This is a genomic window from uncultured Holdemanella sp. (assembly GCF_958348295.1).
Taxonomy (GTDB): Bacteria; Bacillota_I; Bacilli_A; order Erysipelotrichales; family Erysipelotrichaceae; genus Holdemanella.
In genome coordinates, this window is the sequence record NZ_CATVYQ010000007.1 from 1 (window position 1) to 15,151 (window position 15,151).

Annotated in this window: 12 protein-coding genes; 10 read left to right on the forward strand and 2 right to left on the reverse strand. The window is 33.8% G+C overall.

The features are described from left to right. Positions 1–136 precede the first annotated feature (136 nt). A complete protein-coding gene (locus Q3907_RS02235) occupies positions 137–1,054 on the forward strand; it encodes a calcium/sodium antiporter (RefSeq protein WP_003865543.1) in 918 nt (305 codons plus the stop codon). A 7-nt stretch (positions 1,055–1,061) separates the two neighbouring features. Here the strand turns inward: Q3907_RS02235 and Q3907_RS02240 are convergent, their stop codons facing one another. Further along, positions 1,062–1,670: a TetR/AcrR family transcriptional regulator gene (locus Q3907_RS02240; protein ID WP_295643359.1), complete on the reverse strand. Its 609-nt coding sequence runs from the start codon at positions 1,668–1,670 to the stop codon at positions 1,062–1,064. Between the two features lie 186 nt (positions 1,671–1,856). On the opposite strand from Q3907_RS02240, the gene Q3907_RS02245 reads away from it, so the two are divergent. From Q3907_RS02245 to Q3907_RS02270, 6 genes are all read left to right on the forward strand, one after another. Then, positions 1,857–3,938 carry an RND family transporter gene (locus tag Q3907_RS02245; RefSeq protein ID WP_295643356.1) on the forward strand — a complete coding sequence of 694 codons (2,082 nt, stop codon included), beginning with the start codon at positions 1,857–1,859 and terminating at the stop codon, positions 3,936–3,938. 2 nt (positions 3,939–3,940) lie between these two features. Further along, the gene (locus Q3907_RS02250) at positions 3,941–6,334 is read left to right on the forward strand and encodes a hypothetical protein (RefSeq protein ID WP_301897036.1); all 2,394 of its coding nucleotides are present in this window, start codon (positions 3,941–3,943) and stop codon (positions 6,332–6,334) included. Between the two features lie 93 nt (positions 6,335–6,427). Beyond that, positions 6,428–6,580, forward strand: coding sequence for a six-cysteine ranthipeptide SCIFF (scfA, locus tag Q3907_RS02255; RefSeq protein WP_003865538.1), 153 nt, complete (start codon positions 6,428–6,430; stop codon positions 6,578–6,580). 80 nt (positions 6,581–6,660) lie between these two features. Beyond that, positions 6,661–8,055: a thioether cross-link-forming SCIFF peptide maturase gene (gene scfB / locus Q3907_RS02260; RefSeq protein WP_295643350.1), complete on the forward strand. Its 1,395-nt coding sequence runs from the start codon at positions 6,661–6,663 to the stop codon at positions 8,053–8,055. Next, a complete protein-coding gene (locus Q3907_RS02265) occupies positions 8,036–9,364 on the forward strand; it encodes an aminotransferase class V-fold PLP-dependent enzyme (RefSeq protein ID WP_301897037.1) in 1,329 nt (442 codons plus the stop codon). The genes scfB and Q3907_RS02265 overlap by 20 nt, the downstream gene beginning before the upstream one ends. 85 nt (positions 9,365–9,449) lie before the next feature. Next, positions 9,450–11,381, forward strand: coding sequence for an FAD-dependent oxidoreductase (locus Q3907_RS02270; protein WP_301897038.1), 1,932 nt, complete (start codon positions 9,450–9,452; stop codon positions 11,379–11,381). 4 nt (positions 11,382–11,385) lie between these two features. Here the strand turns inward: Q3907_RS02270 and Q3907_RS02275 are convergent, their stop codons facing one another. Beyond that, complete coding sequence (locus tag Q3907_RS02275; RefSeq protein ID WP_301897039.1) at positions 11,386–12,123, reverse strand: nitroreductase family protein; 738 nt, start codon at positions 12,121–12,123, stop codon at positions 11,386–11,388. A 56-nt stretch (positions 12,124–12,179) separates the two neighbouring features. Here Q3907_RS02275 and Q3907_RS02280 point away from each other — a divergent pair, with 56 nt between their 5' ends. Genes Q3907_RS02280 through Q3907_RS02290 form a run of 3 tightly spaced genes read left to right on the forward strand, consistent with a single transcriptional unit; the run spans position 12,180 to position 15,149 of the window. Beyond that, positions 12,180–13,850, forward strand: a complete 1,671-nt coding sequence (locus Q3907_RS02280; RefSeq protein WP_301897041.1) for a DUF975 family protein — start codon at positions 12,180–12,182, stop codon at positions 13,848–13,850. Continuing rightward, a complete protein-coding gene (locus Q3907_RS02285; RefSeq protein ID WP_301897043.1) occupies positions 13,847–14,557 on the forward strand; it encodes a TraX family protein in 711 nt (236 codons plus the stop codon). The genes Q3907_RS02280 and Q3907_RS02285 overlap by 4 nt, the downstream gene beginning before the upstream one ends. Positions 14,558–14,570: 13 nt before the next feature. Beyond that, positions 14,571–15,149: an RQC-minor-1 family DNA-binding protein gene (locus Q3907_RS02290; RefSeq protein ID WP_301897044.1), complete on the forward strand. Its 579-nt coding sequence runs from the start codon at positions 14,571–14,573 to the stop codon at positions 15,147–15,149. Positions 15,150–15,151 lie beyond the last annotated feature (2 nt).

Genomic DNA, 15,151 nt, shown 5'->3' on the forward strand with positions numbered 1-15,151 from the left:
TGAAAAGAGATGGCTTCGAAAAAGAAGATACGTTCTTTTGTTCAATGTTTGTGACGATTGATAGGAGGAGATGAAAAATCTCTTCTTTTCTTTTTCGTCTGTGATATAATAAGGTGACTTTGAAAGGATTGAGAAAATGGTATTTCTTTTATTAGTATTAGGTATGGTCCTTTTAATGAAGGGTGCAGACTTGTTTGTGGATGGCAGTGCAAGTGTGGCTCGTAAATTAAAAGTACCTTCAGTTATTATTGGTTTGACAATTGTTGCACTTGGAACGAGTTTGCCAGAAGCAAGTGTAAGTATTACGGCTGGTTTAATGGGCAGTAATGAAATTGCAATTTCAAATATTGTAGGTTCTAATATTTTCAATACTTTGGTTGTGGTTGGAACAAGTGCAGTGATTACTCCATTTTTAATGGATCAGGATATTTTAAATCGTGATTTAAAAATCAATATTTTGGTGAGCATTTTACTTTCGATTTTTGTATTAAATGGAATGCTGAATCGCTTTGAAGGTATTATCTTCTTAGTCGGTTTAGTATTGTTTATTTTAAATTTGATTCGTAGTGCTAAAAAGAATCGTGTTGAGGATGAGAAAGTTGAAACTTTATCGGGAATCAAATGCTTGATTTATATCGTGATTGGTGTTGCGTGTATTATTTGGGGTGGAGACATCACTGTAGATAGTGCAAAGCAGATTGCAGCTATGCTAGGTATGAGTGATACTTTGATTGGTTTAACTGTTGTTTCAATTGGAACTTCTTTACCTGAGCTAGTAACAAGTGTTGTTGCGGCAAGAAAAGGTGAGAGTGGTTTATCTTTAGGAAATGCGATTGGAAGTAACATAATGAATATCTTATTTATTTTAGGTGCTTCAAGTACAATTCATCCAATTGCGGCTACTTCACAAAATATTATTGATACTTTTGTCTTGATTGGTGTATCTCTTTTGATTTATGGTATTGCCAAAAAGGGAGATACAATGACAAGAAAAAAGGGGATCTTTATGATCCTCGTATATGTCATTTATATGATTTATATTATTGTACGCTAGGCGAGTCCTAGCTTTTTTTCTTTCCTTGAGAAAGGATAGCCCGAATGGAATTGAAAAGAATGGGTTTATATTCTTCAATAGGAAGGGGTTGACTATGAAGAATACTGTTGTAGCAAGTACTTCCTGTTAGCTCTACAATTAAGTAGAGTATAACTTCTGAATTTTCAAATTCGTATCCATTTGCGGTTGCGATTTCGTTAAACTCTTTAATAAGGTTGAAACTATCATTATCAATAGCTGTGTTTAACTGGGCATGGAATACTCCCCAAGATAAGTTTCTTTCAACGAACTTTAAAATTAATGGATTGTTTTCTAATCGGATCAATACTTGATTGATCAAAAAAATCACAGAGTCTTCAAAATTACGAATATCGTTCTTTTCTAATTGCTTGTGGGCTTCTTCAAAAAGTCGATGTGCTTCTTTTTGAATTAGAATATCGCGTATTTGGTATTTATCTTTGAAATAAAGATAGAATGTTCCTTTTGCGACGCCTGCACTCTTTACAATATCGTTTACAGAGACATTCGTAATGTCTTCTTTTGTGAATAGATTAAAGGCAGCCTGTAAGAGGTTGTTTTCTTTTATTTTCTTGTTTTCAAGTATCTTACTTTTCATGCGTATCACCATCCTTATTATAAACAATAATTTAGAAAATACAAATAAAAATGACCGATTGAACATATTAAAACAATTGTATATTGGGAATTATAAAAAATTTAAACAAAAATATTGACTAGTGGTCAGTTTGGTACTATACTCTTCACGTAGTAAAGGAAAGGATAGAAAAAAAGGTGATTCGATATGGATAAGATGTCAAAATGGATAGTTAAATATCGTAATATGATTTTGGCTGTGGCCATTGTTCTTTTGATTCCAAGTGCAATTGGTTATTTCAACACAAATATTAATTACGATTTATTATCTTATTTACCTTCGACTTCAGAATCTATGAAAACACAAAAGATTCTTGGAGATGATTTTAACTTATCGAGTGTAGACTTCTTGGTTGTCAACAACAAGTCTGATCAAGAGGCCGCTAAAATTAAGGAAGAGATCAATAAAATTGATGGAGTTGAAAAATGTATTTGGAGAGATGATGTATTAGATATCTCCGTTCCAAAACAGGCAATTCCAGAAAGCATTCAAGATATGCTTTATTCTGGCGACAGTACAATGATGATTGTTACATTTAAAGAGCCAACATCGTCAATGCGTACTATGAATGCGATCAGTAAAATTAAAAAATATACAAAAGATGATTGTTACTTAGGTGGTATGTCAGCCATCAGTGAAGATACTAAAGATCAAACAGAACATGATACACCAATTTATGCAGGTATTGCCGTTGTATTATGTATGATCGTTTTGTTCTTAGGATTAGAGAGTACAATTGCTCCAATTGTATTTATGTTAGGAATGATTTTCCCCATCGTTTATAACTTTGGTACAAACGTATTCTTAGGAGAAATTAGTTATATCACAAAGGCTTTGGCCGTTGTATTACAGTTAGCTGTAACATTGGATTATTCCATCTTCTTATTACATAGATATCAAGAAGAAAAACAAAAACTTCCAAATGAAGAAGCTATGGCTAAGGCTATCAGAGCTACATTTACTTCAATTACTTCAAGTTCAATTACAACAATCGCAGGTTTTGTTGCCTTGTGTGTAATGCAGTTAACACTAGGTAGAGATATCGGTATTGTTATGGCTAAAGGTGTTGTTCTTGGTGTATTATCAACCATCTTTATTTTGCCAAGCTTGTTGATGTTCTTTGATAAGACAATCGAAAAATATAAACATAAAACAATTTTGAATGAATTGCACAAAGTACCTCGTTTTGTGATTCATCATTATAAAAAAATTCTTGTTGCCTTTGTGTTGATTTTCATTCCATTTGGATATGGTCAGGCACATACAAATATCTATTATGATTTGATTTCTGGTATGCCAGGTGATTTTGCGAGTATCATTGGTACAAATCAGTTAAAAGATAAATTTGATATGACAACAACGCATTTCGTTTTAGTGGATGATACATTAACAACGAATGAAATTCAGAATATGTGTTCTGAAATCAAAGATTTAAAAGGTATTCATAATGTATTAGCGTATGAAGAATTTGTGGGCCCAGGACTTGCATCCAACTTTACTCCTACAGTAGTAAAGGATATTTTCCAAAATGGTGGAAAGAAATTAATTGTTGTGAACAGTGATTATAAAGCTGCAACCAATGAATTAAATACACAGTTAGATAAAATGGATACCATCATTCATAAATATGATAAGAAGGGTATGATTGGTGGAGAAGGAAGTATGACACGTGATTTGATCACAACAACAAATACAGACTTTGCGATGGTTAATGTATTATCTGTCATCATGATCTTTATCATTGTTGCCTTAACATTTAAATCATTTGCACTTCCAGTCATTTTAGTACTAACAATTGAATTTGCGATTACGATCAATATGGGTATTCCATTCTTTACAGGAACTACACTTCCATTTATCGCAAGTATGGTTATCGGAACCATTCAATTGGGAGCTACCGTTGACTACGCTATTCTAATGACAACGCGTTTTAAAGAAGAGTTATCGCATGGTAAGAAGGTTAAGGAAGCGGCTTTAATTGCGATGGAAAAATCAAGTGTGTCAATTATGACAAGTGGATTCTCATTCTTTGCCGCATGCATCGGTGTAAGCTTTGTAGCTAAAATGGATTTAATTAAATCCTTAGTCATTTTATTAGCGCGTGGTGCATTAATTTCAGTCGTAAGTATTTTATTAGTATTACCTTCATTGTTGATTTTCTGCCATAAGTTCATTGAAAAAACGACAAAGAATTGGCCAGAATCAAATATGGAAGCGAAAGGAGAATAAATATGAATTTAAGTCATACAGTAAAAGTAGTTGGTAGTGTAGTGTTGAGTGCAGTTATGGCAGGAAGTATGATGCCTGTGACTGTATTTGCACAAAGTAATGATGAAAATCCTACAGAAAAAACAGAAACTGTTTATTCTGTATTAAACTCAGATGGTTCCATCAGTGATACAATCGTATCTAGCTGGTTACATGATGAGGATGGAATTAATAATATTAAAGAAACATTAAATCTAAAAGACGTTAAGAATATTAAATCAAATGAAAAACCTTCAAAAGACGGAAATACATATACATGGAATGCGAAAGGAAATGATGTGTATTATGAAGGAACAGCCACCAAACAACTTCCAGTGTCTGTTAAGCTTCGTTATGAATTAGATGGTCAGGAAATGTCCGCAAAAGATATGGAAGGTAAGTCTGGTCATTTAAAATTAACAATTTCTTTCACAAATAACTATTCAGAAGTTAAAAATATCAATGGCAAATCCATTGTGATTCACCCTAGTTATTTAGCTGGTGGTATGTTGAATATGAGTACTGGTAACTTTACAAATGTGAAGTGTGAATCTGGTAAGATCGTAAATGATGGAACAAATGAAATGTTGGCATTTGCGAATATTCCAGGCTTGAATGAAACATTAAGATCTGCTGGTTTAGACAAAGTAAATAATCAATTAGGAATTAGTGATGATGTAACCGTAGAAGCCGATGTCAATAATTTTGATTTAGGTTCTATCATGGTTGGTATGACAAATGAAATTGATTTGGCAAGTGAATTAGGTGAAATTGGTTCTGTATCTGAATTAACAGATGGAATTGATCAATTAATGGAAGCCGATGATCAATTGATTGATGGATCAAAACAATTGTATGATGGAACAACTCAATTAAAAGAAGGTATTGCTCCATTATCAAGTGCTTATCCTCAAATTGAAACATTAACAAATGCATTTGATCAATTACATGATGGAACAACAAAGTTAAGTACTGGTTTAAATCAATATACGGCTGGTGTAGATCAATTAGCTATAGTTTCACAGAATTTATATTCTATTCAAACTGGATTAAATGATGTTGATAGCAACTTGAATAATAAAAAAACGACAACAAAGTTAGGTGCATTAGTAGCTGGTGTTACAAAGGTTAATGAAGCTATAAATTTAATGAATGATCAGTTGAATGGAAAAGAATCTAAATTAACAAAAGAAAACATCCAAATATTGAAAGATGCGATTAGTGAATCAAATAAAGAAATTGGTAATTTAGAGAAAGCTTTAAATGAGACAAATAATGATTTAGTAAAATTAGGCGGAAAATCAAAAGATTGTACAGGTGGAGAAATCAAAGCTGCTAAAGATGCGTTAAATGAATTAGGTTCTTTAAAGACTAATTTAACAAATGTAATGACTGGTATAGGTGCAGATATTAAAGGGGCTTCAGTTGAAATTCAAACACAGAAACAAACTGAAATTGCATCTGTTCAAAATTCAATTAATGCTTTGCAACAAGCTTTGAATAGTCTATCTGATACAGAAGAAAATGCATCTGCAAGAAGTGAATTGCAAACTCAAATTGACAATCTAACAAGTTATAAAAATTCTTTGTCTACATCTACTACATTAAATCAATACGCTACTGATTTAGGTATACAGGCACAAAAATTACAAAACATTATGGATAGATCAAGTACTGTATTAGGAAAGGTTGAAACATCTTATAGTAATTCTGTATCTGCAGTAAGTGATTTAGAGACGCAATTAAAGAATACTAAAGATTCATTAGACAAATTGGCTAAACAAATGGATAAAGTAGAGAGCGTTGGTTTAACATCAGCAGATTTTGATCAATTAAATACATTGAAGTCAACAGTTGCAGCTCTTGCTGATGAAGAGAAAGGTACTCCATCACTAGTAGCAGGTGTTAATACATTACAAGGACTATTAGGAAAATTATCTGGTGGAGTTAGTGATTTAAATTCTGGTATTAATCAATTGGCTCCAGGTATTGCACAAGGTACAAGTAATTTATCAAAAAACAGTGATTCTTTAAGAAATGGTGCAAAGGCATTAAATGATGGAACCGCACAATTAAGCGCATCTAAATCAAAGATGAGCGAATTAACAAGTGGATTAACTAAATTAAGTGATGCTGCTGATCAATTGAATGATGGTGCTAAACAATTATACGAAGGTAATGAACAATTCAAGTCTGAAGGATTGGATCAATTAAAAGAAAAGGTTGATTTAGGTGTTGGAGAACTTGAAACATTACAAAGTGTAATGAATGAAATCAAAGCTATGAATAAAGAATATGCTTCTTACTCTGGTGCTCCAGAAGGTGCTACAGTAACTAGTCGTTATGTATTCCGTACTAAGGAAGAAAGTTCTAAATAGTTTATAAAGGTATTCTTCGGAATGCCTTTTTAATTTGATATTCTTTGGTTGGCGTGTTAAAATGAAAGGGAATTTATATGGGGGTATATAATCATGAAACATATTAATACAGTAGATACTCGTAACTTGTGTGAAAGCGCAAAAAATGGTGGATGTGGAGAATGCCAAACTTCTTGCCAATCAGCTTGTAAAACTAGCTGTGGAATTGCGAACCAAGCTTGCGAAAATAATAAAGAAAGTAAGTAATTAAGAAATGCCGAAGTGATTCGGCATTTTTAATGCCGCCTTTAAGGCAGCATTTTTTAAATTTTGAGGAGGAAATATAGATGATTCATCAGTATAAGATGTTTAATCAGAATATTGTATTGGATATTTGTTCAGGAAGCATTCATGTGGTAGATGAAATTGCTTATGATATGATTGCTGAATTTTTAGATAAAGATAAAAATACCTTGGTTTTAGAAATGAAGGAGAAATATCCTAGTGTTGAAACATCTGAATTAGAAGAATGTTACGACCAGATTTTAGAATTAAAAGAACAAGGTCGTTTATTTAGTGAAGATACATATGAGCCAATGGCAGGCCAGTTAAAGGCTAAGACAAGTGGTGTTATTAAAGCTTTATGTCTTCATATTGCCCATACTTGTAACTTGAATTGCTCGTATTGTTTTGCCAGCCAAGGAAAATACCATGGGGACCGTGCATTAATGAGTTTTGAAACAGGTAAACGCGCTCTTGATTTCTTGGTGGAAAATTCAGGAACACGCAGAAACTTAGAAGTGGATTTCTTTGGTGGAGAGCCACTAATGAACTTTGATGTGGTTAAACAATTGGTGGAGTATGCTCGTAGTATTGAAAAAGAAGCTGGAAAGAATTTCCGCTTTACATTAACGACAAATGGTATGTTGATTGATGATGACGTAATTGAATTTGCGAACAAAGAAATGAGCAACGTTGTTTTAAGTTTAGATGGACGTAAAGAAGTGCATGACCGTTATCGTGTGGATTATTCTGGTAAGGGAAGTTTTGATACAATCGTTCCTAAATTCCAAAAGTTAGTAAAGGCTCGCGAAGGTAAAAATTACTATATGCGTGGTACTTTTACTCATGCCAATCCAGACTTCTTAAAAGATGTGCAACAAATGTTAGACTTAGGTTTTAGAGAATTAAGTATGGAACCAGTTGTAGCTAAATCGGATGATCCTGCTGCATTAACAGAAGCAGATCGTGAAGTTGTGAAAAAACAATATGAAGATTTAGCGAAGTTGATGTTGGAATATGATGAGAAGAAAGATCCATTTACTTTCTATCACTATATGATTGATTTAAAAGGTGGACCATGTATTTATAAACGTATTTCAGGATGTGGTTCAGGAACTGAATATATGGCCGTAACACCATGGGGAGATTTATATCCTTGTCACCAATTTGTAGGAGAAGAAGCCTTTAAATTAGGAGACATTTATACGGGTGTCACAAACAAAAAGATTCAGGATGAATTTGCATCATGTAACGTATATGCACGTAAAGAATGTGCAGATTGCTGGGCAAGACTTTATTGTTCTGGAGGATGTGCAGCCAATGCATATCATGCGACAGGATCTGTCAAAGGTGTATATAAAGAGGGTTGTGAATTATTCTGTAAACGATTAGAATGCGCACTTGCTGTAGCCATTATTCGTGATATGAAAGAAAATAGTCATGAAGACGCCGATTGTTAGTTTTCTAAAATCGTATCAAGAAAAATCACCTGTAAGAATGCATATGCCAGGCCATAAAGGTGCTGGCATTCTTGGTTTTGAAAGAATGGATCTTACAGAAATTTATGGAGCCGATGAGTTGTTTGCGGCAGATGGAATTATTAAGGAAAGCGAACAAAATGCTTCCTCTTTATTTGGCTGTCCAACCTATTATTCAACGCAAGGCTCTACTTTATGCATTCAAACTATGTGCACGATATTATGCCAAGATGCTAAAAGTAAAGGCAAGAAACCTAAGATTCTTGCGGGAAGAAATGCGCATCGAAGCTTTATCCATGCTGCTGCACTTTTAGATTTTGACATTGAATGGTTATATGGAAATAGTGACTACTTATCTTGTAAGATCAATGCGAAAGATTTAGAAAAGAAAATTGTTGAAAATAATCCAACGGCTGTATATCTGACAAATCCCGATTATTTAGGAAATCTTTTGGATATTAAATCTTTAGCTTTGATATGTAAAAAGCATGATGTATTACTTGCCATTGACAATGCTCATGGTGCATATCTACGCTTTCTAAAAGATTCTTTACACCCTATTGATTTGGGAGCTGATCTATGTTGTGATTCGGCTCATAAAACACTACCTGTACTTACCGGGGGAGCTTATCTTCACTTAAGTGATTCTTTGAATCAAGTATGGAAAAATGACGTTAAACATTTTATGGAATATTTTTCTTCTACAAGTCCATCCTATTTAATTATGGCCTCTTTAGATGCGGCAAATGATGTGTTGGATACTACGTTTAAAAAATCCTTGTCTGAATGTATTCAAAGAGTTGATGGATTAAAGAATGCTTTGATTCAACATGGATATACGATTTTATCTGGTGAACCCATGAAGATTACGATTTCAACGAAAGAGTTTGGCTATACTGGAAATGAAATCGCAAATCTTTTAATGGAATGTGATATCTATCCTGAATTCTATGATTCAGACTATATTGTATTAATGCCATCTCCATATAATACGAAGGATGACTTAAAACGATTAGAGACATGTTTATGTGGAATTGAAAGAAAACCTATTTTAATAAATAAACCACCAAAATTAGAACAATCTAAGAAAGCTATGAATGTGCGTCAAGCTTTATTTGCGCCAAGTAAAATGATAGAAGTTTCTAAATCATTAGGACAAGTATGTTCAAGTGTTACTGTATCTTGTCCTCCAGCGATTCTTCCAGTGATTCCAGGAGAAGTGATTAGTGAGTCTTCTATTGAAGTCATGAAATATTATGGTATTGAAACTGTACGAGTTGTCAAAGAATGACAGCTCTTTTCTTTTGTGTGTGAAACCGCTAACAATTGAAGTATAATGAAATAAGAAGTAAACATACGAAAAGGAGGAGAATCATATGTTTGACAAGTTGTTTGAACCCATGCAAATACGTGGTATGGAATTAAGAAATCGTGTTGTCATGTCTGCGATGGGAACGCATGAAAGTGCGGAAAGTGAAGATGGAAAGAGTGTTACAGATAAGTTGATTGCGTATCATGTGGCTCGTGCAAAAGGTGGAAATGGATTAAATACAGTTGAAGTTACAAGTGTAGATGCCCCGAGTGCACCTTTTGGATTTTTGTCGATTTCCGACGATAAGTACATTTGTGGATTTAAAAAATTAAATGATGCCGTTCATAAAGCTGGAGGAAAAACTTGCATTCAATTATGGCAAGGAGGATTAGCAGTAGCTTCAGATCAAACGGCTCAGATCTTAGTGCCAAATGATTTACCATTAAGTCCACAATATACCGTGCCAGCTATTACAAATGAAAGATTGCTCGATATAATAGATAAGTTTGGACAAGCTGCAAAACGTGCAGTAGAAGCTGGATTTGATTGCTTAGAATTCCATTGTGCGCATAACTATTTACCACACTCAATGCTTTCAGGTGGAATCAATCATCGAAGTGATGAGTGGGGTGGATCTTTTGAAAATCGTAAAAAATTCCCATTGGAATGTATTAAATCGATTCGTGCCAATATGCCAGAAGATATGCCACTATTCATGCGTGTAGATTGTCATGATGACATGTTAGAAGGTGGATTGACAGTGGAAGAAGTGATTGAATTTTGTAAAGATGCCAAAGAATTAGGTGTGGATGTATTAAATATTAGTCGTGGAAACATCTTGACGGCAGCTACATTATATGAGGTGGCTCCAGTTGATATTGAAAACGGATTTAACGTAGAAGATGCTGCGCGCATTCGTAAAGAAACAGGTATGTTGACAATGCCATGTGGACGCATCAATACGCCTGAATTTGCTGAAAAGATTTTAGAAGATGACAAGGCAGATTTAGTTGTCATGGCACGTGCACAGCTTGCCGATGCCAACTTCTGTAATAAGGCTAGAGCTGGTAAAGTCAATCAAATTCGCTATTGTATTGGATGTAACCAAGGTTGTTATGACTCATTCTGTGCATCCTTATATAATCCAGCCATTAAACACATTACTTGTATGCGAAATCCTGGCTTATTAGAAGAGGAAACATTAGGCTTAAAACCTGGATTTGTTTCTAAAAAAGTTGTCATCTTAGGTGGTGGAATTGCGGGTATGGAAGCGGCTCTAGATTTAAAAGAAACAGGCAATACACCAATTTTATTTGAAAAGAGTGAAAGTCTTGGTGGACAATTCTTATTGGCCGGGGCTATTTCAGCTAAAAAAGACTTTAAGAATGCGGTAGATAAAATGATTTTGAATGTTCAAGAATCTGGAATTGAAGTGCACTTAAATACCGTTTGTACTAAAGAAAGGATTGAAGAAATTAAGCCGGATGCACTCATTGTAGCGATTGGATCAAGTCCATTTGTACTTCCAATTGAAGGTAGTGAAAGAGCAATTGTTGCACATGATGTATTAAGTGAAAAAGTAGAAGTACCAGGTGAAAACGTCGTCATTATTGGTGGTGGTCTTGTTGGCTTTGAAACCGCTGAATTCTTGGCTGCAAGACAAAAGAAAGTCACTGTTTTAGAAATGAAAGAAAAAGCTTTACAGGATCTAGGACCATTGCGTCAAATTACAGCGCAGTTTGCGATGGCACAAATGCCAATCACAATTGAAACAAGTGCCACTGTAGAACGAATTGATGATCATGCAGTTGTTGCCAGTGGCAAAGAATATCCATATGATAGTGTCATTATGGCTGTAGGATCAAAGGCAAACGATACAAGTATGTATACAGATTTAGGTATTCCTACATACATCGTTGGTGATTGTAAAAAAGCAGGTGTTGCTTTAGATGCATTTAAAGATGCTTATCATGCAGTATTAGAAATTAATAAGTGAAGTCTTAATCGGCTTCACTTTTAAATTGGTCAATATATTTTTGTATGGATTTAGTCATTTCTTTAGAAAAATCCGAATTGTATTTCCTGCTACAAAAAGCTGTTGCCCATTCATTTAATGTTTTGTTTACAGCTTTGTGTTCAAACATATTTTCTAGTTCTTGTTTGTCTTTTCTATGATATTGATTGACACAAACAATATCCTCTAATTTACAACGCTCGGGTTTTTGTCTTTTAAAATGATCCTCTGCAGGATATCCAAGTACTAACATGCATACAGGGACTACATATTCACTTAGATTTAATAATTCTTTATGTAGATCATGCTGCTCTAAAATATCACCTATGTAACAAGATCCAATCCCTAAACTTTCGGCAGCTACAACCGCATTTTGTGCGGCAATGGTCGCATCCGTTGTTGCGAGTAATAAATCGCCTACGCCTGGTTTTCTAGGATTGCAATTTTCATAATTAAACAAATCATACCATTTCTGAAAATCAGCACAGAAAATTAAAACCATTTTAGCTTGATTGATAAAAGATTGATTATCACAAGTCTTAGATAGTGTTTCTTGCAGTTTCTTATCTTGTACATCAATAATTGTATACATTTGTTGGTTTCCTGCACTAGGGGCTTGCATAGCCGCTTGAAGTATCAATGTTTTGTCTTCTTGTGATATTTCTTTATCTTCAAAAATTCGACAAGACTTGCGATCAAATAAACTTTGAATAATTGGATTCATAAACATTCCTTCTTTCTTTTGAAAATATTCTACACTAGATATGGTATCATTTATGTATGAAACTCAAAGAAATCAAGAAAAATGCACATAAAAATGTAAAAGCACATTATGCGACCTATTTAGTGTTATGTCTTGCGGCAGTACTTATGGGAAGTGAATTTAGTTCGACTTTATCCCTTTTAAAACAAGATAATGCCAAGAGTGTTTCAGGTTTATTGATGCACTCATCTTTTGTGAAGTCGATGACATTTTTACTTCCTGAAGACGTCTTTGGTACGACCAATGGTGTATTTGCACATGTGGTGAATGGAATTACTTCAGGATCCTTTGTGAAGACACTGTTTTTAGGTTTATCTACCATTGTTCATTCTAAAGATATTGCGAGTATTTGTTTTGTCGTAATAGGTTTATGCATATCTGTGTTCTATAGAATATATATTGTGAATGTATTGCCAGTTGTTAATCGCAGACTCTTTTTGGAAGGAAGAGTCTACGCAAAACTTCCATTAGACCGTTTGGTGTATTTAATGCGTATTCGCAAACAGATGCATGTTGCGTTTGTGAAGTTAGTGAAATCTATTATTTTGACAGTTATGAATTTTACAGTTGTTGGAGGAATATATTTTTACTACACATATTATTTAGTGGATTATATCTTAGCCGAAAATCCGACGATATCTTTAAAAGATGCACTTTCTTTATCTCGTAATATGATGAAGGGGCATAAATTTGAATGTTTTAAATGGCAATTATCTATGGCTGGATGGTACATTTTGGATATATGTACATTTGGAATCAGTGCAATATTTTATTCGAATATGTATCGTATGTCAGTAATGTGTGAATTTTATACATTAAGAAGAAAAGAATTTCAGAGTGCTATCTTAAATGATACGTATTTATTTGAAAAACCAAGTCGTGCTTTGATGCGTAATACGTATTCCGATGTGATTGCGGCATTAAATGCGAAAAATCCAATGGAGAATGCGTATACGGGTATTAAAAAGTTCTTGTGTGATAATTTTGGGATTATTTTTCATTTGAGCACTAAAGAAAAACAATATGAAAGATATACCTATAATAAAATGGAAGCTGAAACTATGATTACCGAAGTGTATTTATTATGTTATCCAGTAAGGTTATCTCCAATCGAAGAGGAGTATAAGAAGTCAAATCTTCGTGTATTACATCCAAATCGAAATTATACAATCACATCCATTCTTATGTGTTTCTTCTTTATGTGTTTTGTCGGATGGATCTGGGAAGTCAGTCTTTCAATGATTAGCTATGGAAGATTTGTGAATCGTGGTGTTTTACATGGTCCATGGATTCCTATTTATGGTTTTGGCTGTGTTTTGATTCTGCTTTTATTAAAACGATTTAGAATGCGCCCCAAAGTTGAATTTAGTATGGCCGTACTTCTTTGCGGATGTATTGAATACTTTACTGGACTCGTTTTAGAGCTTACGCATAATGGTCAAAAATGGTGGGATTATACGGGTTACTTCTTGAATCTTCATGGAAGAATTTGTGCGGAAGGTTTATTGGTGTTTGGCGTTGGTGGTATGGCTTTTGTCTATGTGATTGCACCACTAATTGATAACTGGGTTAAAGAACATTTAAATAAAAGATTATCTGCTGCCTGTTTAGTTTTACTTCTTTTATTTGGTGCAGATGTTGTTTATTCGCACTTTGAACCTAATGTAGGAGAAGGTGTTACAGGATGATAAAAAAGTTAAATGGAAATCAAATCAAGATGATTGCGATCATTGCGATGTTTATGGATCATTTCGCAACTACATTTTATCCGAATTATGAAAAATTCTGGTGGCTTTTATTGATACATTTAATTGGACGAGTGGCAGCACCTATTATGTGGTTTATGGTGGTTGAAGGTTATACGCATACGCATAGTTTAAAGAAATATTTAGAAAGATTATTGATTTTTTCAATTATCGCTCACTTTGCGTATAACTTCTGTTTTGGCATATCTTTGATTCCATTTAAAGAATCCTTCTTAAATCAAACAAGTATTATTTGGCCACTATTCTTATCGGTGATTGGTTTATGGGTAGAAGATCAAGATTGGAAAGATGTAAAGAAAATAGGTTGTATTCTAATTCTTTGTTTGTTGGCATTTCCAAGTGATTGGTCATGCTTTCCAGTTCTTTGTACAAACCATATTTACAAAAATCAAGGTAATTTAAAAAAACAAGTATTAGGTATGGCCTTATATATTTCCATGTATGTAATAGTCTATTGTTTATGTATTGATGTAGTTTATGGTTTGTTGCAGTTTGGAATTGTTTTAGTATATCCAATTATGTCTTTATATGATGGAACAAGAGGAAAGAGTACATTTATGAAATGGTTCTTCTATTGGTTCTATGTGGGACATTTAATTTTGTGTGGATTGATTCGTGTAATGATGTAGAGGAAAAACATGTATGAGTAAAAAAGTACGTAGAGTGCCAGTTATTCTGGATGCAGGAGAAATTAAAGATTTACCACAAGAGGATATACAAATGATTTTAAGAGGGGCAGATGAATTGATTTCGACTGGTGGAAGAAGTATGCTGGCGAAAATATTAAAGGGTTCAAAGGATAAAAAGATATTTGAACATAAACTAAATGAATGTCCTGCTTATGGATATTATCAAGATATGAAGTTGGATGATATCACAAAATGCATTGATTGGATGATCAAGAAAGATTATCTCAGAATTGAGTACGATTATCGTCTACCTTTATTGGTGTTTTCAGATAAAGGATGGCAAATCGAAAAAGAAACCTTTGCCCAAGAACTTTATCAGAAAATCTGTTTAGATGTAGAAGAAAAAAAGGCTCGTGTTCTATTTGAGATGAAAGAAGTAAATAGACAGGTTGTCATGCGTGTGCTTGATAAAATAGAGAAAGATGGAACAGAGGAATTTCTACCTTACTTAGAAGCATGGAAGATGTTGGAAGTAAAGAAGGTTGCAGCAAGAATTGCAGAAGTAGAAAATAAGATAAGTAGGCGTATATAGAG

What these genes read in the sequence shown, in the direction of transcription:
- Q3907_RS02235 (WP_003865543.1), top strand. Translation starts at nt 137, where the DNA reads ATGGTATTTCTTTTATTAGTATTAGGTATGGTCCTTTTAATGAAGGGT.
- Q3907_RS02240 (WP_295643359.1), bottom strand. Translation starts at nt 1,670, where the DNA reads ATGAAAAGTAAGATACTTGAAAACAAGAAAATAAAAGAAAACAACCTC.
- Q3907_RS02245 (WP_295643356.1), top strand. Translation starts at nt 1,857, where the DNA reads ATGGATAAGATGTCAAAATGGATAGTTAAATATCGTAATATGATTTTG.
- Q3907_RS02250 (WP_301897036.1), top strand. Translation starts at nt 3,941, where the DNA reads ATGAATTTAAGTCATACAGTAAAAGTAGTTGGTAGTGTAGTGTTGAGT.
- scfA (WP_003865538.1), top strand. Translation starts at nt 6,428, where the DNA reads ATGAAACATATTAATACAGTAGATACTCGTAACTTGTGTGAAAGCGCA.
- scfB (WP_295643350.1), top strand. Translation starts at nt 6,661, where the DNA reads ATGATTCATCAGTATAAGATGTTTAATCAGAATATTGTATTGGATATT.
- Q3907_RS02265 (WP_301897037.1), top strand. Translation starts at nt 8,036, where the DNA reads ATGAAGACGCCGATTGTTAGTTTTCTAAAATCGTATCAAGAAAAATCA.
- Q3907_RS02270 (WP_301897038.1), top strand. Translation starts at nt 9,450, where the DNA reads ATGTTTGACAAGTTGTTTGAACCCATGCAAATACGTGGTATGGAATTA.
- Q3907_RS02275 (WP_301897039.1), bottom strand. Translation starts at nt 12,123, where the DNA reads ATGAATCCAATTATTCAAAGTTTATTTGATCGCAAGTCTTGTCGAATT.
- Q3907_RS02280 (WP_301897041.1), top strand. Translation starts at nt 12,180, where the DNA reads ATGAAACTCAAAGAAATCAAGAAAAATGCACATAAAAATGTAAAAGCA.
- Q3907_RS02285 (WP_301897043.1), top strand. Translation starts at nt 13,847, where the DNA reads ATGATAAAAAAGTTAAATGGAAATCAAATCAAGATGATTGCGATCATT.
- Q3907_RS02290 (WP_301897044.1), top strand. Translation starts at nt 14,571, where the DNA reads ATGAGTAAAAAAGTACGTAGAGTGCCAGTTATTCTGGATGCAGGAGAA.